Raw genomic sequence first — 26,245 nt, forward strand, 5'->3', positions numbered from 1 at the left:
ACGTCCAGCCCGAACTCATGCTGGGGCAGCACCAGCGCTCCTTCAGCCTCGGGGCGGTAGGGCTGGTGGTAGCGCTCGCACGACACGTTCTCGCAGCGTGAGATCCGCATGCGCAGTCCCAGCATGCCGCCCAGCGTCACCACCGTGCGGCGGTTCTCGTAGCGCCAGTGCAGCGACTCAGCGCACGCCGGGCATTGCTGCCTCAACACCGACAGCAGTTGGACCCGCTGCGGCACACCTCTGCAAGAAAGTCGCGCCATCGCACACCTCCGCGTGGCAGCAAACGATCTCTCTTGGAGGATTCAACGTTCAGCAAGTTCTGCCGTCCTAGAAAAAAACCAGATCGTCTGGATCTGGATGCTCAGCACCGAAGGCGCCGCGCCGACAAAGGAGGCCCCGGCCTACCCGCATCACGACGACCCACGCTACAAGTTCGGCAGCGGTGCCTACCACTACGACGCGCCGTACCAGCTCATTCACGACAACCTGCTGAATCTTTCCCACCTGGGCTACGTGCACCTCAAGACCATCTGCGGTAATGCGCGCCAGCACATGAACGCTCAGATGAAAGTCACGGCCGAGGGAGACTGCGTGAAGGTAGTGCGCCTGATGCCGGGCACGCCGCCCCCGCCCACCTACAAGGCGGCCTGGCCTTTCGGCGAAACCTGTGACCGCTGGCAGGAGATTAAGTTCGACCTCACGCACCTGCGCATCTGGACCGATGCCATCGAGCCGGGACATGGTGCGCTGGACGACTCGAACCGAGGAGGCTTTCACATGCGCGGCTTCCACGGCATCACACCGGAGACCGAAACCACGGCGCACTACTTCTGGAGCATGGCCAGCAACAGGCACCCGGACATGCCCGAGACGATCGACACGGTCATCGAGCAGACCAAGTTCACCTTTGACGAGGACAAGACTGTCATCGAGGCGCAGCACCGCAACATGGTGCAGTTCGGCCAACAGGCGACCTGGCTGGACATTCACGTCGACGCAGGCGCCGTACGCGCGTGTCGCGTCATCGCGCGGCTGCTGGAGCAGCAAAGACACCAGGAGCTGGCCCAGGCCTGAAGCTCACTCTTGCGTCTGGGGCGCGCCAGCGCCCACCGAAAAGTCGCTGGCCGGCGCGTTCATGGCGCCAGGCAGCGGTTCCCACCCATTCACTGACCAAAGCGAACACCCATGCGAACTCAGGTTGCAATCATTGGCGCCGGACCGTCCGGCTTGCTACTGGGAGCACTGCTCCACAAGGCCGGCATCGACGCCGTCATCCTCGAACGCCAGAGCGCCGAGTACGTGCTCGGGCGCATCCGCGCCGGCATCCTGGAGCAGGTGGCGGTCGACCTGCTCGACGAGGTGGGTGCAGGCAGCCGCATGCATCAAGAGGGCCTGGTGCACGGCGGCATCGAGCTGCTCTTCGATGGCAAGCGCCACCGCATCGACCTCAACCACCTCACCGGCGGCAAGAACGTGATGGTCTATGGCCAGACCGAGGTCACGCGCGACCTGATAGAAGCGCGTCGAGCCTTGGGGTTGCCAACCGTCTACGAGGCCCGCAACGTGGCGGTCCATGGCTTCGACACCACCCATCCTTCGGTGACTTACGAAAAGGACGGCAAGACACACGAGATCCAGTGTGATTTCATTGCAGGCTGCGACGGCTTTCACGGTGTCTGCCGTGCCAGCGTCCCGCGCGGCGCCATCACGGAGTACGAGAAGGTGTACCCCTTCGGCTGGCTGGGCTTGCTGTCGGACACGCCGCCGGTGGCCGACGAGCTCATCTACATCAACAGCCCTCGCGGCTTCGGCCTGTGCTCGCAGCGCAGCAAGACGCGCAGCCGCTACTACCTGCAGGTACCGCTGACCGACAAGGTGGAGCAGTGGAGCGACGAGGCTTTCTGGGCCGAGCTGCGCCTGCGGCTGGACGAGGAAGGGCGCGAGAAGCTGGTGACAGGCCCGTCCCTGGAGAAGAGCATCGCACCGCTGCGAAGCTTCGTGACCGAGCCACTGCGCTTCGGGCGCATGTTCCTGGCCGGAGACGCCGGGCACATCGTTCCGCCCACCGGCGCCAAGGGCCTGAACCTGGCCGCCACGGACGTGAAATACCTCTCCCAGGCGCTCATCGAGTACTACGTGGAGAAGTCGCAAGCCGGCATCGATGGCTACTCGCAGCGCTGCCTGGCACGCATCTGGAAAGCCGAGCGTTTTTCCTGGTGGTTCACCAGCCTGATGCACCGCTTTCCTGACGACGGCGGTATCAACGCCAAGTTCCAGAGCGCCGAGCTCGATTACGTGCTGCGCTCTGAAGCAGCGGCGCGCACAGTGGCCGAAAACTACGTAGGCCTGCCGCTGGACTTCAACGACTGATTCCAACTTCAATTTGGAAGTGAAGTAATGATCCAAGACCAAGCGGTAATGGATCGCACGCGCTGGGGATCGTGTTCGAGGCTGCGCAGCGCGTGTTCGAGCTGGTTCTCGACGGCTTCGAGGCTGTCGAAGAAGCGGTTGTGGAAGTACTTCTCGCGCAACTCGTCCCACAGGTGCTCCACGGGGTTGAGCTCGGGTGAGTAAGGCGGCAGGAACAGCGGTCGCACGTTGGGCGGCCACTGCACAGCCGCCTCGTGATGCCAACCGGCACCGTCGATGACCAGCACGATGCGCTCGTTGGGGTGGCGCCGCGCCACTTCATCGACGAAGAGCTGCATGCACTCGGCGTTGACGTGTGGCAGCACCAGCGTGTCGAGTTGCCCGTCGCTGATCGATGCAGCGGCATAGGCATAGGTGTACTGACGGCTGACGACGGCGCGACACACGGGGCGCCAGGGCTTGGGGCACCAGCAGCGGCGCAGATCCACGATGCGTCCGAAGCGTGCCTCGTCCTGGAACATCACGCGCAGCGGCGCGCGCTCGCTCAGGCCGCGCCAAGGCCTCGTCTGCAGCTCAGCCAGTTTTCGGGGCAACCTTTTTTTTCCACCGCCGCTGTGCTGGCGGATCGCCCTGCGGATGCACCCGGTCGGGTGCGAGCTTTCGCCAGCCATGGCGGCGCAACAAGTTGTAGACCGTGGAGGGTGCCGTGCGCTTGCCCAGACGCTGCTCCAGCGCTGCGCGGATCTCGGCCGCCACGACGATCTGGCCCTGGCGTGCACGCTCGACGAAGGGCTCCAGCAAGACCTCTTCCTCGACTCGACTGAGGTAAGCGCGTGGCCCCTGCGCAGGCCGCGTGCGCCGCACGAGGTGGCCCGCAGTGATGAAGCGCCGGCGCAGCTGGCACGCCCAGCCTACTGAGACGCCCAGCGCCGCAGCGGTCTGCTCGATGGACAGGCCCAACAGCAGCGGCAGTACCACCGCCTGCGCCTGGCGCAGCTCCTCCACCGTCTTGGCCTCGCGCAACGCCTGCTGCGCCTGCTCCAGCACTTCGCTACCGCTCGCTGTTCTCGACATGGCCGTGTCCCCGCAGTGGCAGACCCAGCCATTGTTTCACTCTCAATAGCGCTTTGGAATCAGGCCTTTGCCCTTGTTGTTTAGTTGAATAAGCACGCACCATCGATCGTACGAGCTGCGGCGGCCGCTATTGAGGAGGTTTGGCGGGTCAAAACCCGCTTTATCGGGCTCAAGTGTTTGACTGCTTCTCAGAGCCGCGAGCACCGCGGCCGTGCGCGCCGGCAAAGAGCCGACGAATGCTTGAGACGCATCAAGCCGCGGCCACGTGCCATGGAAGAATCAACCATTCGTTGATCCAGCACACACTGCAGGCAGCCGGCGCGGCATGCGCGCCGGGCTACCGTTGGATTCGCATCGATCCCGGGCAGGCTGATCTCGCGCGCGCGTCCGGCCGCCGGACCGCGCCCCCGTCTCTCAAGCCACGGCCGCGCCCTGCGGCGGCATGCCCGCGCCGCCCTGCTCACGCTGGACGTACTGCGCCACGAAGCGCCGCGTGCGCCCGTCGGGGAACTTGATCGCCACTTCCTCCGCGCTGGCCGAGGCGACGTGGCCGCTGCCGTAGCGCGGCACGCGCACCGGGTCGCCGACCTGGAACGGCGCCGGCGCGGACAGCGACAGCGGCTTGCCGGGCTTGCGCAGGCTGGGCGGGGCTGCCGCAGCGACCGGCGCCTCGGGCAAGGCCGAGGCCGGCCCCTGCGTCACTGCCTGCGGGCGCGGCTGCTCCTGCAGCGCTGCGGCCGGGATCGACTCGTTGGCCGCCGCCGTTGCGGCGGCGGCGACGGCCGGCCGCGGCGCCTCCGCCTGCACCGCCTCCTGCGCCGCAGCGAAGTTCAGGCAGTTGTCGCAGTGCCCGCAATGCTCGCCCTCGAAAGGCGGCTCCTGCTCGAAATGCTCCAGCAGCACGCGCCAGCGGCACAGGCCGGTCTGGGCATAAAACACCATGCGCTCCAGCGCCTCGTGCTCGTGCTCGGCGCGGGCGTCGTGGTCCGCCACCAGCGGCGCCAGGTCCAGCGACTCGGCGCCCGGCAGCAGCGACCACGCGCGCGTGCGGTTGGCGCGCACCGCGCCCGCGTCGCGCAGCAGCGTCAGCACGTGCATGAGGCGGTGGCGCGTGAAGCCCGGCAAGCGCTGCAGCAACGCCGCCGCCGACAGCGGCGCCTGGCTCAGCGCGTCCAGCACCGCGCGCAGCTCGTCGCGGTCGGGCCGGCTGCGCGCGAGGAAGAACTGCTGCACCTGGCGGTCCGGACGGTGGTAGAGCAGCGCGCAGTCGGCGGCCTCGCCGTCGCGCCCGGCGCGGCCGGCCTCCTGGTAGTAGGCCAGCAGGCTGCCGGGGAGCTGGTAGTGCAGCACGAAGCGCAGGTCGGCCTTGTCGATGCCCATGCCGAAGGCGTTGGTCGCCACCATCACCCGCGCCTGCCCGCTCATGAAGCGCTCCTGGTTGGCCTGGCGCTCGGCCGCGCGCAGCTTGCCGTGGTAGCGCGTGACGGACTCGCCCGCGGCGCCCAGGCGCTGGTAGATCTCCTCGCAGGTCTTGACCGTTGCGGCGTAGACGATGCCCGGCCCGTCGGTCTTGGCCAGCGCCCGCTGCAGCGTCTCGAACTTGTGCTTTTCGCTGTCGCACACGGCCACCTGCAGCCGCAGGTTGGGCCGGTACACGCCGGTGTCCACCACCTGCAGCTCCGGGCGCCCGAGGTGGCGGCGGATGTCGACGATGACTTGGTCGGTGGCGGTGGCCGTGAGCGCCAGCACGGGCGGGTTGCCCAGCGCGCGCAGCGCGGTGCCGATGCCCAGGAAGGCCGGGCGGAAGTCGTGCCCCCACTGCGAAATGCAGTGCGCCTCGTCCACCACCAGCAGCGCCACGCCGGCCTGGCGCAGCGTCTCGATGAAGTTCACGTCCTCCAGCCGCTCGGGCGTGGTGAACACGATGTCGCTGCGCGCCTCGGCGATGCGCGCCATGGAGTCCTTCTGCTCGGACGCGGGCCGCGCGCTGTTGAGCTGCGCGGCCTCCACGCCTGCCTCTCCCAACTTGCTGGCCTGGTCGTGCATCAGCGCGATCAGCGGCGACACCACCACCGTGCGCCCGTCCAGGTGCAGCGCGGGCAGCTGGTAGCACAGCGACTTGCCGGCCCCGGTGGGCATGACGGCCAGCGTGTCCTGGCCGGCGAGCACGCGCTCGATCACGGCCTGCTGGCCTTCGCGCAACTCGCGCAGGCCGAAAGTGCGGCGCAGGGAACGGCGCAGCGCCGCGGGAAGGTTGTTGGCGGTCATCGGGTTGCCGGAGAAAGGGAGCTGTGATGGGCAGCCGTTCGGCAAGCCGTATTCCCTTGGTTGCGGCAGGGACGTTCCCCGGGCCTTGCGGGGCGCCGGCTACCTACACTGCCTGCCCCTCCAACAACCCTCACGAGGAAGACCATGGCGATCGAAAAAGCCCTCTACACCGCCAACGCCACCGCCACGGGTGGCCGCGCCGGCAGCGCGAAGTCCGACGACGGGCGCCTGACGGTGACGCTGTCCACGCCCAAGGCGCTGGGCGGCGACGACGGCCAGGGCACGAACCCGGAACAGCTCTTCGCCGCGGGCTACTCGGCCTGCTTCATCGGCGCGATGAAGGCGGTGGCCGGACGCCAGAAGCTGCAGCTGCCGGGCGAGGTGTCGATCACCTCGAAGGTCGCCATCGGCCCGCACGCCAACAAGCCCGGTGCCTTCGGCATCCAGGTGGACATGGACATCTCCATCCCCGGCATGGACCGCGCCGCCGCCGAGAAGCTGGTGGCCGAGGCGCACGAGGTCTGCCCGTACTCGAACGCCACGCGCAACAACGTGGACGTGAAGCTCAACGTGGTCTGACACCCACGGGGCCGCGCGGCGGCCCGCCCCGGATCGACGAGCGGCGCCTGCGGGGCGCCGTTTTTCATGCGGGCCCGCCGCGGCGCCCGCGAAGCACGCGGCACGGCAAATCGGCTTTGCATGCGCTCACTCCATGGATGAAAATACAGGTATGGATTCCGACCCCCGCCCTCGCGCCCGGCCGCAGGCCGCAGCGCGCAGCAATTCCACCAGCCGCCTGAGCCGCCCCATGAATACCACCCTCACGCCCCGCCAGCAGCAGGTGTTCGACTTGGTACAGGAGGCCATCGAGCGCACCGGCGCGCCGCCGACGCGCGCCGAGATCGCGGCGCAGCTGGGCTTCCGCTCCGCCAACGCCGCCGAGGAGCACCTGCAGGCGCTGGCGCGCAAGGGCGCCATCGAGCTCGTGGGCGGCACCTCGCGCGGCATCCGGCTGAAGTCCGACACGCTGCGCGCGCTGCGCTCCGCGCGCGCCGAGGACGCGCCGCTGCCCTCCACCATCATGGCCGCCGCGCTGTCGCTGCCGCTGGTGGGCCGCGTGGCCGCCGGCAGCCCGATCCTGGCCCAGGAGCACATCGACCAGCTCTACCAGGTCAGCCCCGCGCTTTTCCCCGCCAAGCCCGACTACCTGCTGCGCGTGCGCGGCATGAGCATGCGCGACGCGGGTATCCTCGACGGCGACCTGCTGGCAGTGCAGAAGGCCGACGACGCGCGCAACGGCCAGATCGTCGTGGCCCGCCTGGGCGACGAGGTCACGGTCAAGCGCTTCCAGCGCACGCGCGCGGGCATCGAGCTGCTGCCCGAGAACCCCGAGTTCCAGCCCATCCGCATCGCCCCCGGCAGCAACGACTTCGCGCTCGAAGGCGTGGCCGTGGGCCTGATCCGCAACACGCCGCTGATGTGAAGCGCGGCACCGCGGCCCGCCAAGGCCGCGGTGGCACAGCGGCGGACGACGCTCCGCCGCTCGCCGGCATTGCCCTTCCTTCTCCAGCCGAAACGCCCGGTCGGCCGGGCCGCCGGCCACGGGCTGCGAGCCGGCAAACCGCTTCGGGCCCAAGGGGCTGCGGAATTTTCACAGTCCGTTACGGATTGAAATACGACTGTCAAGCGGCTTATTTCACAGGTTCGGGTGCGAGGCGCTGCTTCCACAATGCGACGCAATCCTTGTCGCGAGCCATGAAATTCTTCCGCCGCTCCTGTTCCCGTACCGAAGTCTGCGCACCCGGGGCGACCAGCTTCGGCACGTATGACAGCCGCTGGCGCTACCTGACGCGCTGGCTGTGGCCGTGGTCGGACGGCCTGTCCGACGAAGTTCGGCAAGCCTTCGAGGCGGCCCTGGAAGGCTTGCCGGGCGACGAGGCGGAGCGGCTGCGCGCCCGCGTGCGCGTGAGCCCGGGGCTGCAGGAGCTGTGGCACCTGCGCTCGGCGGTGTTCGGGCTGGTGGCGCGGCACAGCAGCGAGTCCGAAGCGCAGCGGCGCATGACGGCGGTGGACCGGCACTTTCAGACCCGGCGCCTGGCCTCCGCGCCGGCGGCACCCCCGCGGCGCTGAGGGCCCGCGGCGGCGCCTTTTGAGGGCGTCGCGAGCCTCCTCTCGGAGGGCTCGCCGAGCGGCGCAGGCAGAATCCGCGCTGCCCATGAACATCATCATCCTCGACGACTACCAGGACGCGGTACGCAAACTGCGCTGCGCCAGCAAGCTCGAACACCTCAACGCCAAGGTGTTCACCAATACCGTCAAGGGCATAGGACAGCTCTCGGTACGTCTGCGCGACGCGGAGGTGCTGGTGCTCATACGCGAGCGCACGCAGTTCCCGCGCCTGCTGCTGGAGAAGCTGCCCAAGCTGCGGCTGATCGCGCAGACCGGCCGCGTGGGACCGCACATCGACATCGAGGCCTGCACGCGGCTGGGCATCGCCGTGGCCGAGGGCGTGGGCTCGCCGGTGGCACCAGCGGAGCTGACGTGGGCGCTGATCATGGCCGCCATGCGGCGGCTGCCGCAGTACATCAGCAACCTCAAGCACGGCGCGTGGCAGCAGTCCGGGCTCAAGGCCGCCTCGATGCCGCCGAACTTCGGCGTGGGCATGGTGCTGCGCGGCAAGACGCTGGGCCTGTGGGGCTACGGCAAGATCGGCCAGATCGTGGCCGGCTACGCACGCGCCTTCGGCATGGACGTGCTGGTGTGGGGCCGCGACGCCTCCCTGGCCAAGGCCCAGGCCGACGGCCACCTGGTGGCCAGCAGCAAGCAGGACTTCTTCGAGCGCTGCGACGTGCTGAGCCTGCACCTGCGCCTGAACGACGACACGCGCGGCATCGTGACGCTGGAGGACCTCTCGCGCATGAAGCCCACCTCGCTCTTCGTCAACACCTCGCGCGCCGAGCTGCTGGAGGAGAACGCGCTGGTGTCAGCGCTGAACAAGGGCCACCCGGGCATGGCGGCGGTGGACGTGTTCGAGTCCGAGCCCACCCTGCAGGGCCACCCACTGCTGCGGCTGGAGAACGCCGTGTGCACGCCGCACATCGGCTACGTGGAGCAGGACAGCTACGAGCTGTACTTCGGCGCGGCCTTCGACAACGTGCTGGCCTACCTCAACAAGCAACCCATCAACATCGTCAACCCGGAAGCGCTCCAGGTGAACCGTTGAACGAGGAAGGTCCCGCCCACCGGCCGCGCAGCGCGTGGGCGCTGGCGCTGGCCTTCAACCGGCTGGCGCTGCAGGGTTTCGGCGGCGTGCTGCCGGTGGCGCAGCACGAGCTGGTCGAACGGCTGGGCTGGCTGACCAAGGCGGAGTTCCTGGAGTTGCTGGCTCTCGGGCAGGTGCTGCCCGGGCCCAACATCGTGAACATGTCGCTGATGTTCGGCCACCGCCACTTCGGCCTGCGCGGCGCCGCGGCGGCGCTGCTGGGCCTCACCGCCGTGCCGACGCTGATCGTGCTGGTGCTGGTGGCGCTGTACGGCCGCTTCAGCAATCTCGCGCCCGTGGCCGGCGCGCTGCGCGGCATGGCTGCCGTGGCCGCCGGGCTGGTGCTCGCCATGGGCCTGAAGCTGCTGCCCTCGCTGCGCAAGAGCCCGCTGGGCTGGCTGGCGGCGATGGGCGTGGTGGCGCTGTCGCTGGTGCTGATCCTGGTGCTGCACTGGCCGCTGCCGTGGGTGCTGGGCAGCGTGGGCGTGGGCTCGGTGCTGTGGGCCTGGTGGAGGCTGGGCGCCGAAAGGCCGTCGAAATGAGCGCTGCCGCCACCGCGCTGGGCTGGGCCGACTGGGCACAGCTGGTCCTGCATTTCATGCTGCTGTCGCTGCTGTCCATCGGCGGCGCGATCACCACCGCGCCCGAGATGCACCGCTTCCTGGTGCGCGAGCACGGCTGGATCAGCAGTGCCGACTTCAGCCAGTCCATCGCGCTGGCGCAGTCCGCGCCCGGGCCCAACGTGCTGTTCGTGGCGGTGCTGGGCTGGCAGATCGGCGGCGTGACGGGAGCCGTCGCCACCATGGCCGGCATCCTGCTGCCCTCCAGCGTGCTCACGCTGGCGCTGGCGCACTGGAGCCGCCGCCGGCGCGACAGCCGCGAGGTGCGCGCCTTCACCGGCGGCCTGGCGCCGCTGACGGTGGCGCTGCTGCTGTCCACCGGCTGGCTGCTGGCCGAGCCCGCGCACGCGCACCTGGGCGCGCTGGCGCTGTTCGCCGGCAGCGCGCTGGTGTCATGGCGCTGGCGCCTCAGCCCGCTGTGGCTGATCGCGGCGGGCGCCGCGGCCGGGGCGCTGGGACTGGCCTGAGTAGGTTCGGCGCAGGCCGCGCCACGGGCGCCGATGCGCCCGGCCGGGCGTCCCATTTGCCTGGGTCGTGCCATCCCGAACCCTGGAGATTTACCCATGCAGTCCCTCTCATCCCTGGCGCCGTGGTGGCGCAACGCGCAGACGATGTGGGAGATCGCCCTGTCGACACCACAGGTCATCGCGCACCGCAGCGCACGCATGGCGCTCGCCGGTCACACGCCATCGGCGCGCGACCTCAAGGAATTCCACCGCATGGGCGCGGAGAAGCTGGAGGCGGTGGGCGAATCCGCCTTCGCCGTGATGCTGCAGATGTGGCAGGCGCAGCAGAACGCGGCGCTGGCGCTGATGAGCGCGTGGTGGAAGCCGCAGGCCTGGATGGACCCCAGCCCCTGGCTGCGCGCGATGCCGGGCGTGACGGCGGCCGGGCTCAAGCCGGTGCACAAGCGCGTGACGGCCAATGCGCAGCGGCTGTCGCGCGTGGCGCTCTCGCCGGCCGCGGCCGCAACGGCGGGCATCGTCCCGGTGGTGGCCGCGGTGGCGCCGGCCAAGCGCGCCAAGGCGGTGGTGACGCCGCTGCGGCCCAAGCGGCGCAGCGCTTGAGGAACCGTCCTCCAACGAAAAGAGGCGGCCCGCGGGCCGCCTCTTCTTCCTCTTGCTCTCCGTGCAGACGCGCTCTGGCTGTCAGCGCGTCTCCTCGTCCTTGGTGCCGAAGATCTTGTCGCCCGCGTCGCCCAGACCCGGGATGATGTAGCCCAGCTCGTTGAGGTGCGAGTCCACCGCGGCGGTCCAGCAGCGCACGTCCGGGTGCGCGGCCTGCAGCGCGGCGATGCCTTCGGGCGCGGCCACCAGCACCAGCGCGCGGATGTCCTTGCAGCCACGCGACTTGAGCAGGTCGATGGTGGCGATCATCGAGCCGGCGGTGGCGAGCATCGGGTCCACGATCAGTGCCGTGCGCTGGTCCAAGTGGCCGACGAACTTCTCGAAGTAGTGCTCGGGCTGCAGCGTCTCGTGGTTGCGCGACAGGCCCACCACGCTGATCTTGGCGTTGGGCACCATGTCCAGCACGCCGTCGAGCATGCCCAGGCCCGCGCGCAGGATGGGCACCACGGTGACCTTCAGGCCGCTGATCTGGACCACCTCCACCGGACCGCTCCAGCAGTCGATGGTGGTCTTTTCCAGCGGGAAGTCGGCCGTGGCCTCGTAGGCCAGCAGGCTGGCGAGTTCGTGCGTGAGCTCGCGGAATTTCTTGGTGGAGATGCCGGCCTCGCGAAGCAGGCCGATCTTGTGCTTCACCAGGGGGTGAGTGACGTCGATGATGGGCATGGGCGGAAGTCTAAGTGCTCGCTCGGTCACGTCCGGCAGAGGGCCTGGCGGGCTCCGGGCCGGCGCGGCGGCTCAGGCGCCCAGCGCCTGACCGAAGTCGTCGATCAGCTCCTGCGCGTCCTCCAGGCCGATCGACACGCGCACCAGCCCGTCGGCGATGCCCATGTCGGCCCGCACCGCCGGGCCGGCCTCCCAGAAGATCGTCGGCGCCACCGGAATCACCAGCGTGCGCGTGTCGCCCAGCCCCGTGGCCTTGATGGGCAGGCGCAGCCGGTTGAGCACCTCGACCGTGCGCGCCGCGTCGCGCAGCTCGAAGGACAGCAGCCACGAGCCGCCCTGGAACCAGCGCCGCGCCCGCTCGTGCTGCGGATGCGAGGCCAGCCAGGGATAGTGCACGCGCGCCACGGCCGGATGCGCCTCCAGGAAGGCCGCCAAGCGCAGCGCGGTGTCGCTGCTTTGCCGCACGCGCAGCGCCAGCGTCTCCGCGCCGGTGGCGATCTGGTGCGCCTGCTCGGCCGACAGCGCCGCGCCCATGTCGCGCAGGCCCTTCTTGCGCAGCTGCAGCAGGCCCCATTGCGCCGGGTCGCCGCCGCGGTAGGCCTCGAAGATGGCCGGGCAGTCGCGCCAGTCGAACAGCCCGGTGTCGGTGACCGAGCCGCCCAGCGCGACGCCGTGGCCGGCGATGGTCTTGGTCAGCGAGTGCACCACCAGGCTCGCGCCCACGCCGCGCGGGCGGAACAGCGCCGGCGAGGTGACGGTGTTGTCCACCACGTAGAGCAGCCGGCGCTCGCGGCAGAGCTCGCCGATGGCCTCCAGGTCCGGCACCTGCGTGCCGGGATTGGCGATGGTCTCGACGAACACCATCCGCGTCTCGGGCCGCAGCGCCGCCCTCACGGCGTCCACCGAGCCCGCGTCCACCGTCGTGACCTCGACCCCGAAGCGGCGCAGCGTGCCGAAGAGGCTGTTGGTGTTGCCGAACACGAACTTGCTGGCCACCAAGTGGTCGCCGGCGCGCAGCAGCGTGAGGAACACCGCCGAGATCGCCGCCATGCCGGTGGAGAAGCAGATAGTGCCGGCGCCCTGCTCCAGCCGCGTCAGCTTGGCCTCCAGCGCCGCGGTGGTCGGCGTGCCCTGGCGCGCGTAGTTGAAGCCGCCCTTGAGCGTGCCCTGGAACACGCCGATCAGGTCCTCCACCCGCTCGAAGCCGTACTGCACCGAGGTGTGGATCGGCTTGCGCAGGCCGCCGTGCTCCACGCCGGAGGCGCGGTCGCCGTGGACGATGGTCGTGGTCAGCCCTGGCTCGTTCTTTCCTGGCGGATGGCCCATGTGCCCTGTTTCCTTGTTTGAAGTGAGATTGCCCGGGCCGGCGCGCGGCCCGTCCAGAGCGATTGTCCCCGGGCCGCGCCGGCCGAGCCGGCCCGGCAGCCGCGGCTTTGCCAGGAACAGCCCTTGCCGATGAGCGCGACCGCTTCACGCCTCGCGCCCGCCGCGCCCCGCCCGCCATGGACCAGCCCGTCACCCCCGCCACGGCCCCGCCGGCCGCGGCCGAAACGCCCCGTTGCCGCATCGCCTTCGAACTCAACGGCCAGCCCCATGAGCTGGAAGTGGAGCCCCGCGTCACGCTGCTCGACGCGCTGCGCGAGCACCTGAAGCTCATCGGCACCAAGAAAGGCTGCGACCGCGGCCAGTGCGGCGCCTGCACCGTGCTGGTGGACGGGCGCCGCATCAACAGCTGCCTGACGCTGGCGGTGATGTGCGAGGGCCGCAGCCTCACCACCGTCGAAGGCCTGGGCACGCCCGAGGCGCTGCACCCGGTGCAGGCGGCCTTCATCGAGCAGGACGCCTTCCAGTGCGGCTACTGCACGCCCGGGCAGATCTGCTCGGCGGTGGCGCTGCTGGACGAGGCCCGGGCCGGCCGCGCCAGCGCCGTCACGCCGGACCTGTGCCGCATCGAGGGCCCGCTGAGCGACGACGAGATCCGCGAGCGCATGAGCGGCAACCTCTGCCGCTGCGGCGCCTATCCGAACATCGTGCGTGCGGTGCGGCAGGCGCTGGACTCGAACCCGGGCTGAGGAGCGCGCGACATGGACAGCTTCCTCTACCAGCGCCCCGGCTCCCTTGACGAGGCCCTGACGCTGATGGCACAGCCCGGCGTGGCGGCCATCGCCGGCGGTTCCAACCTGCTGGACCTCATGAAGGGCGGCATCGCCCGCCCCTGCAAGCTCGTCGACGTCAGCCGCCTGCCCTGGGACGCGATCGAGCCGCTGCCCGACGGCGGCCTGCGCCTGGGCGCGGGCGTGCGCAACAGCGACGCGGCCGACGACGCCCAGGTGCGCCAGTGCTACCCGCTGCTGGCGCGTGCCCTGCTGGCCGGCGCCACGCAGCAGCTGCGCAACATGGCCACCGTTGGCGGCAACCTGCTGCAGCGCACCCGCTGCCTCTACTTCTACGACGACGGTTTCAAGCGCTGCAACAAGCGCGAGCCGGGCACCGGCTGCGACGCGCTCCAGGGCTTCAACCGTCAGCACGCCATCCTCGGCGCCAGCGAGCACTGCATCGCGACGCACCCGTCGGACATGGCCGTGGCGCTGGCAGCGCTGGACGCGCGCGTGCTGCTGCGCAGTGCCCGCGGCGAGCGCACGCTGGCGCTGGCGGACTTCCACCGGCTGCCGGGCGACACGCCCGAGCGCGACACGGAAATCGAGCCGGATGAGCTGGTCACCGCCGTCGAGCTGCCGCCGTCGAAAGCGGCCGGCCACAGCCACTACCTGAAGCTGCGCGACCGCGCCAGCTACGCCTTCGCGCTGGTGTCCGTGGCGGTGGCGCTGGAGCTGGACGGCGACGGCCGCGTGGAGCGCGCGGGCCTGGCGCTGGGCGGCGTGGCCCACAAGCCCTGGCGCGTGGTGGCGGCGGAGCAGGCGCTGGTCGGGCGCCTGCCCGATGACGCCGCCGCGGCCTCCGACGCCGCCGACGCGCTGCTCGCCGGCGCCCGCGGCTTCGGCCACAACGACTTCAAGATCGAGCTGGCGCGCCGCGCCGTGCGCCGCGCCCTCGCGCGCGCCGCACGCGGCAGCACGCTCTGAGCGCAGCCTCTGCAGGACAACGCCATGGACGCATCTCCCCTTCCCATGACCGTGACGCCCGCTGCCGGCGGCGAACAGGACGGCCGGCTCGGCGGCGGCCTCTCCCGCGTGGACGGTCCCCTGAAAGTCTGCGGCGAGGCCCGCTACGCGGCCGACTTCGACGCCCCGGGCCTCGCGCACGCGACGATGGTGCTGAGCCGCATCGCCTGCGGGCGCGTGCGCGCCATCGACGACAGCGCCGCGAAGCGCGAGCCCGGCGTGCTGCTGGTGATGACGCCCTTCAACGCGCCGCGCCTGCCCGAGGGCGGGCAGGCCGGCATCAAGCCGCCGGCCGGGCGCACGCTGTCGCTGCTGCAGGACGACCGGGTGCACTACGACAGCCAGCCCATCGCCGTGGTGGTGGCCGAGACGCTGGAAGCCTCGCGCCAGGCGGCGCGGCTGCTGAAGGTCGAGTACGAGGAAGAGACGCCCGTGCTGGACTTCGGGCAGGCCAAGGCCGAGGCACACCCGCCCAAGGAGGCGCAAGGCCAGGAGCCGGACAGCGCGCGCGGCGACGCGCAGGGCGGCTGGGCCGAGGCGGCGCACCGGCATGAAGCCACCTACACCACACCGCTGGAGCACCACAACCCGCTGGAGACGCACGCCACGCTGGCCGCGTGGGACGGCGACGAGCTGACGCTGTGGGACGCCACGCAGTACGTGCATGGCGTGCGGCAGACGGTGGCGCAGCGGCTGGGCATCGACGCGGAGAAGGTGCGCGTGGTGAACCCCTTCGTCGGCGGCGCCTTCGGCAGCAAGGGCTCCGCTTGGTCGCACGTGGTGCTGGCGGCGATGGCGGCGCGCGAAGCGCAGCGGCCGGTGCGGCTGATGGTGGAGCGCACGCAGATGTTCGGGCCCGTGGGCAACCGGCCCTTCACCGAGCAGGCGTTCCGGCTCGCCGCGGCGCAGGACGGCCGGCTCACGGCGCTGGAGCACCACGTGCACACCGAGACGGCGCGCATCGAGGACTGGGTTGAGCCTTCGGCGCTGGTTTCGCGCTTCCTGTACGCCTGCGACAACGTTGCGACCTCGCACCGGCTGGTACCGCTGAACGTGGGCGTGCCCACCTTCCAGCGCGCGCCGGGCGAGGCCACGGGCAGCTTCGCGCTGGAGTCCGCCATGGACGAGCTGGCGCACGCGGCCGGCATCGATCCGCTGGCGTTCCGGCTGCGCAACCACTCGGACTTCGACGCCGAGCGCGGCATGCCCTACTCCAGCAAATCCTTGCGCGAGTGCTACGCGCGCGGGGCGGAGGCCTTCGGCTGGTCGCGCCGCGAGCTGCAGCCGGGCGCGATGCGCGACGGCGACGCGCTGGTCGGCTGGGGCATGGCGACCGCCACCTACCCGGCCAAGCGCATGCCCTCGGAAGCCCGGGCCGCGCTGCTGCCGGACGGCCGCGTGCAAGTGCAGTGCGGCACGCACGACCTGGGCACCGGCACCTGGACGCTGCTGACGCAGGTGGCGGCCGACACGCTGGAGCTGCCGCCCTCGCGCATCGCACTGTCCATCGGCGATTCGGCGCTGCCGATGGCGCCGGTGTCCGGCGGCTCCATGAGCGCCGCCAGCGCCGGTGCGGCCGTGCACGACGTGTGCGAGGCACTGCGCACGCGGCTGATCGAGCTGGCGATGGCGGACGAGAACTCGCCGCTGCACGGCGTGGAGCACGAGCTGGTCGAGCTCAAGGAGGGCCGGCTGCGCCACGGGCAGGACCCGGCACGCGGCGAGACGCTGGAGGCGCTGGCGTCGCGCCACGACGAAAAGGCGCTGGAAGCCAGAGTGCGCGCCACGCCCGGGCCGGACGCCGAGAAATTCTCCAAGCACTCCTTCGGCGCGGTGTTCGTGGAGGTGCGGGTGGACGCGGCGCTGGGCGAGATCCGCGTGCCGCGCATCGTGGCGGCCTACGCGGTGGGGCGGCTGCTCAACGCCAAGACCGGGCGCAGCCAGCTGCTGGGCGGCATCGTGTGGGGCCTGTCGATGGCACTGCACGAGCACTCGCTGCGCGACCCGCGCTACGGGCGCATCGCCAACGCCAACCTGGGCGAATACCACGTGCCGGTGAACGCGGACGTGCCGGACATCGAGTTGATCGTCGTGCCGGAGGAGGACGAGCACCTGGGCCCGCTGGCGGCGAAGGGCATCGGCGAGATCGGCATCACCGGCGTGGCCGGGGCGGTGGCGAACGCGGTTTGGCACGCGACCGGCCGGCGGATTCGCGACCTGCCGATCGCGCTGGACGCGCTGCTATAAGAAGCCAGCCGACCGCATGGGGCACGCCATCCCCATGCGGCGGCCATTACAAGACCGACCGCGAGGGAGCGGATGAACGAATCGAACCCGCACGGCGACACGCCGGAAATCGTCTGCACCGGCTCCAGGGTCGTGTACCAGAACCGCTGGATCCGGGTCCGCGAAGACGCCATCGTCCGCGCCGACGGCGCGCCCGGCATCTACAGCGTGGTGGAGCGGGCCGATTTCGCGGCGATCGTGGCGATCCAGGACGGGCAGATCTGGCTGGTCGAGCAGTTCCGGTATCCGGTCGGCGCGCGATATTGGGAATTGCCGCAGGGCGCCTGGGAAGACGACCCCCATAAATCGCCGGAGGAAGTGGCCCGAGGCGAATTGCGCGAAGAAACCGGCCTGGTGGCCGGCAAGATGCTGCACGCCGGCTCGATGTTCATCGCCTACGGCCTGTGCACCCAGCGCTGCAACGCCTTCTTGGCGACGGATTTGACGCAGCAGGCGCAGCAACTCGACGCCGAAGAGGCCGGACTGATCTGCCGCCCTTTTCCCCTGCCCGAATTCGAGAACATGCTGCGGGACGGCGTGATTCAGGATGGGGTGACGATGGCGGTGTTTGGGTTGTTGAGGTTGAAGGGGTTGGTTTGATTTAAAAGCGCGCAGCACAGAGCACGGACAGCGCGCCTGCCACCTCGTCATTCCCGCGAAGGCGGGAATCCAGGCGGCCCCAAGCTGCTCCGACAGGCACACACCACACGACCACCACTGCTCCAGTCTTCAACCCAAACTCACTACGCTCTTTCAGTGCCACATTGCCCTGGATTGGATTAGCTCGGCTACCCGATACCTCGCCAAACCAAAGCGCGAAACATTCCATCCCCATGCCTAAAATCACCCTTTACCAAGACATTCCCCATCGCCAACAAGTCATCCACCTGTGGCGTCTGGTATTCGGCCCCGCCACCGGCCACAACGATCCGGCGCTGAGCATCGACAAGAAACTGGCCGTCAACGACGGCCTGTTCTTCGTGGCGCTCGCCGGTGAGCAGGTCGTGGGGACCACCTTGGCCGGATATGACGGGCACCGCGGCTGGCTGTATTCGGTAGCCGTGCATCCTGAATTCCAGGCCACGGGCATCGGCACCCAGCTGGTACGCCATGCGGAACGTGCGCTGGCCGAGTTGGGCTGCATGAAAATCAACCTGCAGGTCCTTGAAAGCAACAAGGACGTCGTCGCCTTCTACCAATCCATCGGGTACGCGGTGGAGGAACGCATCAGCATGGGGCGCAAGGTGGAGGAGAACATCCCTCGAATCTCCTAGGTTTCGACTCAAATACTGCGGGCAGGTGAAACGCAAGATGGGCGCCACCCAGGCGCTCCTTGAGCGCCACGCGTTCATTTGCCCTTTTCGTGAATTTTTCACGAAAGCCCGCCAAGAACGACATTTCAAGCATGACAGCCGTCACCGAAATGGCTGCCGTACCCCGCCATGCCATGGTTTTCATTCTCAGGCGCACCACAGTATCAGCAACTTTCTGGACGACCCCATGCGCCGAAGCGACACCTGGGACTGAATCAAGAGCACGGTCCTTGCCGGGAAAGCGCGGATCGGCGATGCTGGCAGCAAGAATTCATGTAGTTTCGAAGATTGGCTTTAGCAGGCTCAATCGTCACTGGGCATCGTCAACACCTTGGGAACCGTCATGAAGAATGACCGACTGGAACGTGATATTGCAGAACAGGTCAAAAGCATACTGCTACCCTATCTTCAGAAATTCCACGAATATCCCATCGACATGTCCGCCTACGAGGTCGAAGTCAAAGAGCAAATCAAAGACAACAAGGCTTCGAGAACGCTCATCCTGCGCGCCGCGATCGACCACGAGAACAAGCAGATCCATATTCCGAACGCGCAATTCCTGACCTCATGAGCCGCTGTGGCATTGGCAACAAAGCACACCAACACTCCTTGAGGACCGGGAACCCCGGATAGGCAGATAAACGTATCTGGAGGGGGCGCGCGGTCGAGGAGAACATTTCCCAGGATTCCAGGCCACCCCTGCTGCCGTTGCGACTGCGTTAAGGTCACCGGGAAACTCCCGGCCTGAAACCCATGTCCGATCACCTCCCCGGCCTGCCCACCGCCGAATGGCCGTATCTGCAGATCCTGGTGCGGCTGGCGCTGAGCTTGGCCCTGGGGCTGCTGATCGGCCTGGAGCGCGAGCGCCGCGGCAAGGAGGCGGGGCTGCGCACCTTCGGCTTCATCTGCCTGCTGGGCGCACTCGGCGGCTCGCTGGGCACGGCCTTCTCGCTGCTGGTACTGGCGCTGGTCGGGCTGCTGGTCGTCTTCCTCAACCTCCAGACGCTGCGTGCCGGCGAAGGCACCGAGCTCACGACCTCGGCGGCCATGCTGGTGACGGGCATGGCGGGCGTGCTGTGCGGCCAAGGGCACACCATCTCGCCGGCTGCGGTGATGGTGATCGCCACCGCTCTGCTGGCCTGGAAGGAGCGGCTGGCGGGCTTCTCCATGGGCCTGACCGAGGGCGAGCTGCGCTCGGCGCTGCTGCTGGCGATCCTGGCCATCGTCATCTACCCGGCACTGCCGCGCGGCGCCGTGGACCCGTGGCACCTGGTGGAGCCGCGCGCGGCCTGGGTGACGGTGATCCTCATCGCGGCCATCGGCTTCGTGAACTACGTGCTCTGGAAGCTCTACGGCGACCGCGGCACGGAGCTGTCGGGCTTCCTGGGCGGGCTGGTCAACAGCAACTTCACCGTCATCGAGCTGTCCTCGCGCGTGCAGCAGGCACCGCAGGCCTTCGTCCAGCCGGCGTACCGGGGCATCCTGCTCGCCACCTCGGCCATGCTGCTGCGCAACGCCAGCCTGCTGCTGATCTTCGCGCCGCTGGTGCTGCTGGGCTCGCTGCCCACCTTCGCGCTGATGCTGTTCACCAGCACGGCGCTGGTGCTGTGGAGCCACCGCCGCGGCCAGGCGCCGCGCCCCGCCTCGCCCGCGACGCTGAAGCTGGAGCTGCCCTTCTCACTGCCGCAGGCGCTGAAGTACGGCGTGGTGTTCCTGGTGCTGCACGTGCTGGGCGGGCTGACGCAGCGGCAGTTCGGCAACCTGGGCTTCTACGCGGTGAGCGTGCTGGGCGGGCTCATGTCCAGCGCCAGCGCCGTGGCGGCCGCGGCCACGCTGGCCTCTCAAGGCAGCCTCTCGCCCTCGGTGGCAGCGACCGGGGCGGTGCTGGCGTCCTTCACCAGCCTGGTGTTCAGCCTGACCTTCGTGCTGCGCACGCGCCACGCGCCGCTGATCCGAGGCCTGGCCACCGCGATGCTCTGCGTGGCGTTGGCCGGCGTGGCCGGGCTGCTGGTGGCCGACGCCGTGCAGCCGTGGCTGACGCAGTGGGCGGCGCAGCTGGAACGCTCGACGGCCGCACCGAGCCCCTGAAACCCCACCCGAGCTGGTCCCGGACGCAGGGGTTTCAGCAATGTCTTGCAACGTTCTCAGCCTCTATGTTGCAGACAGTGGCGCGCAGTGGACCCTCGGTCCGCCACCGCAGAGGGCGGCACGGACGGGCTGACAGCGCAACTTGAATCCCTTCCGCGGTCCGGACCGGACCGCAGCCGCCGGCACTACGCACGGGAGGGAACGATCCATGGATCCATGGACCCACGCCCCGGCCGCGGCGGCCGGAACGGCGCGGCCGGAGCTCTCGCAGGACACGCGGCTGTTCAGGCTCCACACCCCGCTGGGGCCGGAGGCGCTCATCGGCGAGACGCTGGACGCCTGGGAAGCCGTGGGCCCGCGCCCCGGCCCGGCACTGGGCGACGACTCACCCGGCTGGGGCGATGGCCCGCAGCCCTGGGCGCTGGACGCCTCGCTGGGCCCGGCGCGCGCCGGCCTGCGGCTGGTGGTGCAGGCGCTATCGACCGACGCGCACCTGGAACTCAAGACGCTCATCGGCCAGCCGGCGCTGGTGGAGCTGCTGTGCCAGGAGCGCCTCGATGCGCTGCGGCCCTGGCACGGCCACGTGGTGGCCGCCGCGCTGTTGGGCGCCGACGGCGGCCTGGCGCGCTACCGGCTGGTGATCGAGCCCTGGCTGAGCTTCCTGGCACAGCGCTCGGACGCCTGGGTGTTCCAGCAGCGCAGCGTGCCGGAGGTGCTGGACGAGGTGTTCTCGCGCGGCCTGGGCACCTGCCCGGTCGCGCCGGCCTGGCGCTGGGCGCTGGCCGACGCGGGCGTGTACGCGCGCCGCAGCCTGTGCGTGCAGCACCACGAGAGCGACCTCGACTTCGTGTCGCGGCTGATGCTGGAGGAAGGCCTGTTCTGCTGGTGGGAGCACCAGGGCGAGCCGGACAGCGCCGCGCTGGGGCGGCACACCCTGGTGATTGCGGACCACAACGTCGCCTTCGCGCCGAACCCGCAGCCCCGGGTGCGCTTCGCCGGCAGCGGCCCGACGCTGGGCGCCGACAGCCTCACGCGCTGGCGCACGGCCTCGGCCGTGGCGGCGTCCCGCGTGAGCCAGCTCAGCCGCGACTACCGCTGCCCCGGCCCGTGCCCGGCGCAGGCGCCCGTGGCCGACGCCCCGACGCTGCCCGGCCTGGTGCTGAGCGACGCGCCCGGCCCCTACGCCTGGGAGGACGCGGACCAGGGCCGGCGCCTGTGCGCGCGCCAGGCCCAGGCGCTGGGCGCGGCGCGCGGGCTCTCGCACGGGCGCGGCCCCTGGCGCCGCGCGCAGGCGGGCACCGTGTTCACGCTGGCGGAACACTCGCGCCACGACGGCAGCGACGACGCGCGCGACACCTTCGTCGTGCTGGCCGCGCAGCACCGCACGCGCAACAACCTGCACGCGCATGACCGGGCGCGCGTGCCGTCGCTGGACGAGGTGCTCCGCGCTGAGCCCGCGGAGCCGCAGGACGAGCCCCCGCTGCACGAGGCCGCGCTGCTGGCGCAGCCACTGGCGCGGCCGGTGCGGCTGGGTGCCGTCACGCCGCAGGCCGGACACGCCGGCGCCCATGAGTCCGCCGAGGCCTGGGGGCCGCTGTTCGAGCCGGTCCAGGCCAGCGGCCTGGGCCTGATGCGTGCGCAGGGCGCCGCGCCGAGGCCGGCGCTGGACGATCCCGCCACGGACCTGCTGGCCGCCCCTGCCCAGCTGCGCACGTTGCCCGTGCCCGACGTGCGGCAACAGCGCGCACCCACGGCGGCCGGGGTGCAGAGCGCGCTGGTCACAGGCGACGGCACGCCGGTGCACACCGACCGCGACGCGCGCGTGCGCATCCAGTTCCACTGGCAGCGCGGCCTGGAGAGCAGCCTGCGCCTGCCGCACCCGGACGGCGGCAGCAACGCCCCGGCCAACGCGTCCAGCGGCACCTGGGTGCGCGTGGGGCAGGCGCACGCCGGGCGCAACCACGGCGCGGTGTTCATCCCGCGCGTGGGCCAGGAGGTGCTGGTGGGTTTCGTCGGCGGCGACGTGGAGCGGCCGGTGGTGCTGGGCGCGCTCTACAACGGCCGCGGCCGGCCCGATGCAGCGGGCAACCAGGTGGTCAAGGGCCCGGCCGGCGCCGTCGGCAGCGCGCCGCCGTGGTTCGCCGGCACGGCGCGCGCGGGCGAGCACGAGGCCCACCAGCACCCCGCCGTGCTGATGGGCCACCGCAGCCAGTCGCTGGACAGCAGCGCGACCGGGCTGGGCGGCGGCAGCCAGCTCGTCTTCGACGACAGCGCGGACGAGGGGCGCATCGAGCTGTCCGCCAGCACGGCGGCCACGCGGCTGCAGCTGGGTGCGCTGCGGCACCAGGACGGCAACCAGCGCCTGCCTGTGCGCGGCCACGGGTTGGACCTGCAAAGTGACGGCCACGGCGCGCTGCGCGCCGGCGCCGGGCTGCTGCTGAGCGCGCAGGCGCTTTCCGACAGCACGGGCGCTGGGCAGCAGATGGACAGCCGAGCGCCGCAGGAGGTCCTGCGCCAGGCTCAGGAGCGGCTGCATGCGCTGGCCGAGTCGGCGCAGGCGCACGGGGCGAAGCTGCAGGGCGAAGCCGCGGTGGCCGGCGCGACGCCGCAGCAGGCCGATCGGCAGCTGCCCGTGGAGCGCGGCCTGCACGCGCTGCAGCAGAGCCTGCAGGCCACGGCCGGCAACGCCGACGGCGGCTGGGGCGATGAATCCCGGCGCGGCGGCGGCCTGGGCACCGTAGCGGCGTGGCAGCGCCCGGAACTGGTGATGGCCGCGCCGGCGGGCATCGGCCTGTTCACCCCGGCCAGCGCCCTCTTCACCACGACCGCTTCGGCCACCTTCGTCGCGGGCCAGGACCTCAACGTGATGGCGCAGGGCCAGTACCTGCTGGCCGCGCGCCGCGGCGTGGTGCTCTACACCTTCGGCCAAGCCGCGAGCCGGGAGAAGCCCAACACCGAGACCGGCATCGCAATCCACGCCGCCGCAGGCAGCGTGCAGGCCAGCGCCAACACCGGCGCCGTGCGGCTGACGGCACGCGCCGACGTGGAAGTGGCGAGCACCCAGGGCGGCGTGGAGATCGGCTCCCCGCAAACCCTGCTGCTGGCCGCGGCCGGTGCGGCGCTGAAGCTGGACAGCGACGGCATCGAAGTGACGGCGCCGGGGAGCGTGAAATTCAGGGCGGGGATGAAGATTTTGACTGGGCCGGCCATGGCTTCCCAATCAGCTCTTCAATTGCCTGCGCCTCCCGAACTCCATCTCAACGAACCAGGTCCGTTCAGCGTCCGTTTCGCAATACAGGGGGCCGACGATCTGGCTACGGACGCATCGCTTTGCGGCTTGCCCTACCGGGTTTATTCCGCGGAGGGCGTCATCCTTGAGCAAGGTATGGTTCCCGAGGATGGAAGGTTACCCCGCATCAAAACAGGCCGATGCGAATCCATTTTGCTGGAAATAGGGCGACCGGATGTTGCCCGGTTGGTCAGTATACCGCCACCACAGGGCATGGAAACATTTAAAAACTCCATGATCGAGGAAGGTTCCCAAGTTCAGCCGGAGGAACCGGATCAGAAAGAATCTGACGGCGAAGGCCCCTTGCCGACGACGCGATACCAGAGCGATCTGGATACAGCCTTGGCACAGCAATATGGTGAATTCCTGGACGAAGCCATGATCACCGCATTGCTTGAGGGCGTGCAGGGTAACCACGATTGAACAGCCAGATAACAGCCATCATGCCACGCCTCATATCAGCCACTTACCATACTAAGATCAAGGTAGCCGAATTCATTGCAGATGATGGCCGCCATCTGCTCCGTACGGGCGGCACGCTCCCATGGCGCATCAACAATTGCGGTGATCTTTCATCCCCGGTGAACAGCAGTGGCGAGCCCAACCCCAAGCTCACCCGCAACTTCATCGGCTTTGCCAGCGTGCCCAACAAGGCAGGCACGCACACATACCATTTCTTCATTTTTCCTGACTATGAAACGGGGCGCACGCAGCTTGAAGCGTCATTGAAGCGCAAATACGGTGGCCAGTGCATTCCGGAACTGGTCAAGAAATATGCACCAGATGGCGACAATGACAGCCAGGTCTATGCAGAAAGTCTCCTGAAGGCCACTGGTATTGCAGACGATAAGAAGGTTGGAGAGCTTTCAAACGAAGAATTTAACAGCCTTGCCGATGCCATCGAGAAGTTGGAGGGCTACCACAACGAGGCAGACACACGCAAAGAAATATGGGTGCCTGTCAGCACCATCCTGGCTTCTGATGGTTCACGCCCGTTGGCGGACGAGGAAATTGTCTTGCGGATGAATGGTAAGGACATGCCGTTGAAATCCAATGCGGTGGGGCAGTTCCCGCCGATTCCGCATCCACGCGAACCGGTACAAGTTTTACAGCGCACACCGGACGACAAACTCAAGGAAATAGGCCCCATTGGCGGCGACAAGGGACAGTCCTACAGCTTGTTGGTTGAGTTGCAGCGCTTCCTTGGCATGTCGGGTCCGGACAAGCCGCCATCCGATACCACGAAGCACCGACAGCCATTCACCTACCAGGTGCAGCCAGGCGACACGATGGCTGCTATCGCCAAGCGCTTCAGAACGAGTGTGGATCAGATCAAGGAGGACAACCGGCGCTTCAACGACAAGCTGTTTGCCGGAGAGCTTTTGAGTATCTACAGTCCGTCGTCGCAGGACATCAAGCCTACCAAGGTTGCCAGACCGAGTGTTCCCGTGAAACGGCCGCAGAAAACGAGTACCACTTCCGTCGCGCCACCTCCACCAGCCCCCATCACTGCGACGCCCACCCTACCGGCACGCTCTGACGACGGAGAAGGTAAACCTTTGGCACTGCTGCCGGCAGACCAGCGCAGAGCGCCTTGGATGGCTTTCGCGATCGCGGAAGCGAAGCGTTTGAAGGGAATGACGGAAGCTGACATAGAGGCTGGCGGCACCAATTACCACACCGCCATCAAGGATGGCATCAAGTCCATGATTGGCAATAACAACGCATGGTGCGCTGCTTTTGTAAACTGGTGCCTACTTCAGGCAGGATATCCAATTGACACCAAAGGTGGCTGGGCTGCGCGCGCCAGAGGAATTTATAGCCATGACAGTCGCGATGAACAGAACCGTCTGATCCAAAATCCACTTTTTTCTCAAATACAAAAACCAATCTATGGCTGCATTGCCCTGGTTGTAATAGCAAAAAGCAGCCAAGGAAAGCATGTCGGCTTTGTTTATGCACAGGAAGACGACAAGACATTGGTTGTCCTGGGAGGAAACCAGTCAGACCGCATATGCTTTGACGCAATCCCGATAGAAGCTCGCGGAAAAAAGCTATTATATTTTGTGCCAGCCTCATACCAGCAGCAAGCATCCACAGACGAGAAGCTGACATTGGAATCCAAAAAGGCAACAGAGACAAACAAAGCACTCGGCATCTCAATGGAAAACTCAAAAACAGGAGCAACTCTCTAATGAATACACAAAGAAAATTGACCATCAGCCAAAAAATTTCTACTTATGCAGCTCTTTTTTTGCTCCCCAATATTAGCATGGCAGGCTTCCCTTCCGGACCCTATGTCGCCTGGGTCAACCTTCATGAAGACACGAAACCAAAAATGACGAAAATTATAAGAGAATTTTTAAGTACACAGAAAAACAAGAATCTCTGCGAAGACATCTATTCCGGATGGATCGTTTATATACAAAAGCGCCCCACCGGAATATCAAAAGAATTGGTAAGCAAAACTTTTAATCAGCGCGATCAAACATCAAAAAGAATCCTCATTGGAGCCATAAAAAATTACCGAGATGAGCCAGATGTGCACGACGGACTTGACGGAACCATCGCGTACACCGAGGCTGGAGCGCCACATATGGCTAGCATAGATGCGCACGGGAAAATTAAAATATCAGAAACCATTAAAGACACAAATATAGGACTTACGCAACGAGCACCATCCGCACCGCCGGGCTGCGCAGCTCGGCTCTTAGATAGTTGGACAGCATCTCGCGTTTGAGCTGATAGAGTGTTTTCCCGACC

Annotated in this window: 23 protein-coding genes and 2 pseudogenes; 19 read left to right on the forward strand and 6 right to left on the reverse strand. The window is 68.3% G+C overall.

Annotation, left to right across the window (positions count from 1 at the left end):
* Window positions 1–260: pseudogene (locus H537_RS0115940) on the reverse strand (ISNCY family transposase); the annotation flags it as partial.
* Window positions 261–330: 70 nt separating this feature from the next.
* On the opposite strand from H537_RS0115940, the pseudogene H537_RS43440 reads away from it, so the two are divergent.
* Together H537_RS43440 and pobA are read left to right on the forward strand one after the other, a co-directional pair.
* Window positions 331–1,074: pseudogene (locus H537_RS43440) on the forward strand (aromatic ring-hydroxylating dioxygenase subunit alpha); the annotation flags it as partial.
* Between the two features lie 111 nt (window positions 1,075–1,185).
* A complete protein-coding gene (gene pobA / locus H537_RS0115950; RefSeq protein WP_028998695.1) occupies window positions 1,186–2,370 on the forward strand; it encodes a 4-hydroxybenzoate 3-monooxygenase in 1,185 nt (394 codons plus the stop codon).
* An 8-nt stretch (window positions 2,371–2,378) separates the two neighbouring features.
* On the opposite strand, the gene H537_RS55680 is transcribed toward pobA, so the two are convergent.
* The 3 genes from H537_RS55680 to H537_RS43445 all read right to left on the reverse strand — a co-directional run bounded on the left by H537_RS55680 (window position 2,379) and on the right by H537_RS43445 (window position 5,712).
* Window positions 2,379–2,963 (reverse strand): IS630 family transposase, encoded by a 585-nt coding sequence (locus H537_RS55680; protein ID WP_238446674.1) that lies wholly within the window; start codon window positions 2,961–2,963, stop codon window positions 2,379–2,381.
* Window positions 2,944–3,444, reverse strand: a complete 501-nt coding sequence (locus H537_RS0115960; protein ID WP_028998195.1) for a helix-turn-helix domain-containing protein — start codon at window positions 3,442–3,444, stop codon at window positions 2,944–2,946. Before H537_RS0115960 ends, H537_RS55680 begins: the two co-directional genes overlap by 20 nt.
* A 414-nt stretch (window positions 3,445–3,858) precedes the next feature.
* Window positions 3,859–5,712 carry a RecQ family ATP-dependent DNA helicase gene (locus tag H537_RS43445; protein WP_051242745.1) on the reverse strand — a complete coding sequence of 618 codons (1,854 nt, stop codon included), beginning with the start codon at window positions 5,710–5,712 and terminating at the stop codon, window positions 3,859–3,861.
* A gap of 144 nt (window positions 5,713–5,856) precedes the next feature.
* Here H537_RS43445 and H537_RS0115970 point away from each other — a divergent pair, with 144 nt between their 5' ends.
* The 7 genes from H537_RS0115970 (at window position 5,857) to H537_RS54995 (ending at window position 10,661) form a co-directional block, all read left to right on the forward strand.
* The gene (locus H537_RS0115970; protein ID WP_028998696.1) at window positions 5,857–6,291 is read left to right on the forward strand and encodes an organic hydroperoxide resistance protein; all 435 of its coding nucleotides are present in this window, start codon (window positions 5,857–5,859) and stop codon (window positions 6,289–6,291) included.
* A gap of 229 nt (window positions 6,292–6,520) precedes the next feature.
* Complete coding sequence (gene lexA / locus H537_RS0115975; protein ID WP_028998697.1) at window positions 6,521–7,195, forward strand: transcriptional repressor LexA; 675 nt, start codon at window positions 6,521–6,523, stop codon at window positions 7,193–7,195.
* A gap of 272 nt (window positions 7,196–7,467) precedes the next feature.
* Window positions 7,468–7,842: a hypothetical protein gene (locus tag H537_RS49350; RefSeq protein WP_051242747.1), complete on the forward strand. Its 375-nt coding sequence runs from the start codon at window positions 7,468–7,470 to the stop codon at window positions 7,840–7,842.
* A gap of 85 nt (window positions 7,843–7,927) precedes the next feature.
* Window positions 7,928–8,935, forward strand: coding sequence for a D-2-hydroxyacid dehydrogenase family protein (locus H537_RS0115985; protein WP_028998698.1), 1,008 nt, complete (start codon window positions 7,928–7,930; stop codon window positions 8,933–8,935).
* Window positions 8,932–9,516 (forward strand): chromate transporter, encoded by a 585-nt coding sequence (locus tag H537_RS0115990; RefSeq protein WP_028998699.1) that lies wholly within the window; start codon window positions 8,932–8,934, stop codon window positions 9,514–9,516. The genes H537_RS0115985 and H537_RS0115990 overlap by 4 nt, the downstream gene beginning before the upstream one ends.
* The gene (locus H537_RS0115995; RefSeq protein WP_028998700.1) at window positions 9,513–10,061 is read left to right on the forward strand and encodes a chromate transporter; all 549 of its coding nucleotides are present in this window, start codon (window positions 9,513–9,515) and stop codon (window positions 10,059–10,061) included. Before H537_RS0115990 ends, H537_RS0115995 begins: the two co-directional genes overlap by 4 nt.
* A 96-nt stretch (window positions 10,062–10,157) precedes the next feature.
* Window positions 10,158–10,661 carry a polyhydroxyalkanoate granule-associated phasin gene (locus H537_RS54995; protein WP_051242748.1) on the forward strand — a complete coding sequence of 168 codons (504 nt, stop codon included), beginning with the start codon at window positions 10,158–10,160 and terminating at the stop codon, window positions 10,659–10,661.
* A gap of 81 nt (window positions 10,662–10,742) precedes the next feature.
* Here H537_RS54995 and upp read toward each other — a convergent pair whose 3' ends face one another.
* The gene (gene upp, locus H537_RS0116005; protein WP_028998701.1) at window positions 10,743–11,384 is read right to left on the reverse strand and encodes a uracil phosphoribosyltransferase; all 642 of its coding nucleotides are present in this window, start codon (window positions 11,382–11,384) and stop codon (window positions 10,743–10,745) included.
* Between the two features lie 72 nt (window positions 11,385–11,456).
* Complete coding sequence (locus H537_RS0116010) at window positions 11,457–12,710, reverse strand: cystathionine gamma-synthase family protein (protein WP_028998702.1); 1,254 nt, start codon at window positions 12,708–12,710, stop codon at window positions 11,457–11,459.
* A 176-nt stretch (window positions 12,711–12,886) separates the two neighbouring features.
* Here H537_RS0116010 and H537_RS43460 point away from each other — a divergent pair, with 176 nt between their 5' ends.
* The 10 genes from H537_RS43460 to H537_RS52940 all read left to right on the forward strand — a co-directional run bounded on the left by H537_RS43460 (window position 12,887) and on the right by H537_RS52940 (window position 26,222).
* Window positions 12,887–13,456: a 2Fe-2S iron-sulfur cluster-binding protein gene (locus H537_RS43460; protein WP_084150711.1), complete on the forward strand. Its 570-nt coding sequence runs from the start codon at window positions 12,887–12,889 to the stop codon at window positions 13,454–13,456.
* Between the two features lie 12 nt (window positions 13,457–13,468).
* The gene (locus H537_RS0116020; protein WP_028998703.1) at window positions 13,469–14,467 is read left to right on the forward strand and encodes an FAD binding domain-containing protein; all 999 of its coding nucleotides are present in this window, start codon (window positions 13,469–13,471) and stop codon (window positions 14,465–14,467) included.
* A 45-nt stretch (window positions 14,468–14,512) separates the two neighbouring features.
* The gene (locus H537_RS0116025) at window positions 14,513–16,753 is read left to right on the forward strand and encodes a xanthine dehydrogenase family protein molybdopterin-binding subunit (RefSeq protein ID WP_051242751.1); all 2,241 of its coding nucleotides are present in this window, start codon (window positions 14,513–14,515) and stop codon (window positions 16,751–16,753) included.
* 72 nt (window positions 16,754–16,825) lie between these two features.
* Window positions 16,826–17,392: an NUDIX domain-containing protein gene (locus H537_RS0116030; protein ID WP_051242753.1), complete on the forward strand. Its 567-nt coding sequence runs from the start codon at window positions 16,826–16,828 to the stop codon at window positions 17,390–17,392.
* A 233-nt stretch (window positions 17,393–17,625) separates the two neighbouring features.
* Complete coding sequence (locus H537_RS0116035) at window positions 17,626–18,066, forward strand: GNAT family acetyltransferase (protein ID WP_028998706.1); 441 nt, start codon at window positions 17,626–17,628, stop codon at window positions 18,064–18,066.
* A 382-nt stretch (window positions 18,067–18,448) separates the two neighbouring features.
* Window positions 18,449–18,676, forward strand: a complete 228-nt coding sequence (locus H537_RS52935; protein ID WP_156901754.1) for a hypothetical protein — start codon at window positions 18,449–18,451, stop codon at window positions 18,674–18,676.
* Between the two features lie 182 nt (window positions 18,677–18,858).
* On the forward strand, window positions 18,859–20,193 hold the full coding sequence (locus H537_RS43470) for an MgtC/SapB family protein (RefSeq protein ID WP_043458970.1): 1,335 nt from the start codon (window positions 18,859–18,861) through the stop codon (window positions 20,191–20,193).
* Between the two features lie 208 nt (window positions 20,194–20,401).
* On the forward strand, window positions 20,402–23,905 hold the full coding sequence (locus tag H537_RS43475; RefSeq protein ID WP_051242755.1) for a type VI secretion system Vgr family protein: 3,504 nt from the start codon (window positions 20,402–20,404) through the stop codon (window positions 23,903–23,905).
* Window positions 23,902–25,677, forward strand: coding sequence for a LysM peptidoglycan-binding domain-containing protein (locus H537_RS51170; RefSeq protein WP_156901755.1), 1,776 nt, complete (start codon window positions 23,902–23,904; stop codon window positions 25,675–25,677). Before H537_RS43475 ends, H537_RS51170 begins: the two co-directional genes overlap by 4 nt.
* On the forward strand, window positions 25,677–26,222 hold the full coding sequence (locus tag H537_RS52940) for a hypothetical protein (RefSeq protein ID WP_156901756.1): 546 nt from the start codon (window positions 25,677–25,679) through the stop codon (window positions 26,220–26,222). The genes H537_RS51170 and H537_RS52940 overlap by 1 nt, the downstream gene beginning before the upstream one ends.
* Window positions 26,223–26,245 lie beyond the last annotated feature (23 nt).

Source organism: Azohydromonas australica DSM 1124, from assembly GCF_000430725.1.
Taxonomy (GTDB): Bacteria; Pseudomonadota; Gammaproteobacteria; order Burkholderiales; family Burkholderiaceae_C; genus Azohydromonas; species Azohydromonas australica.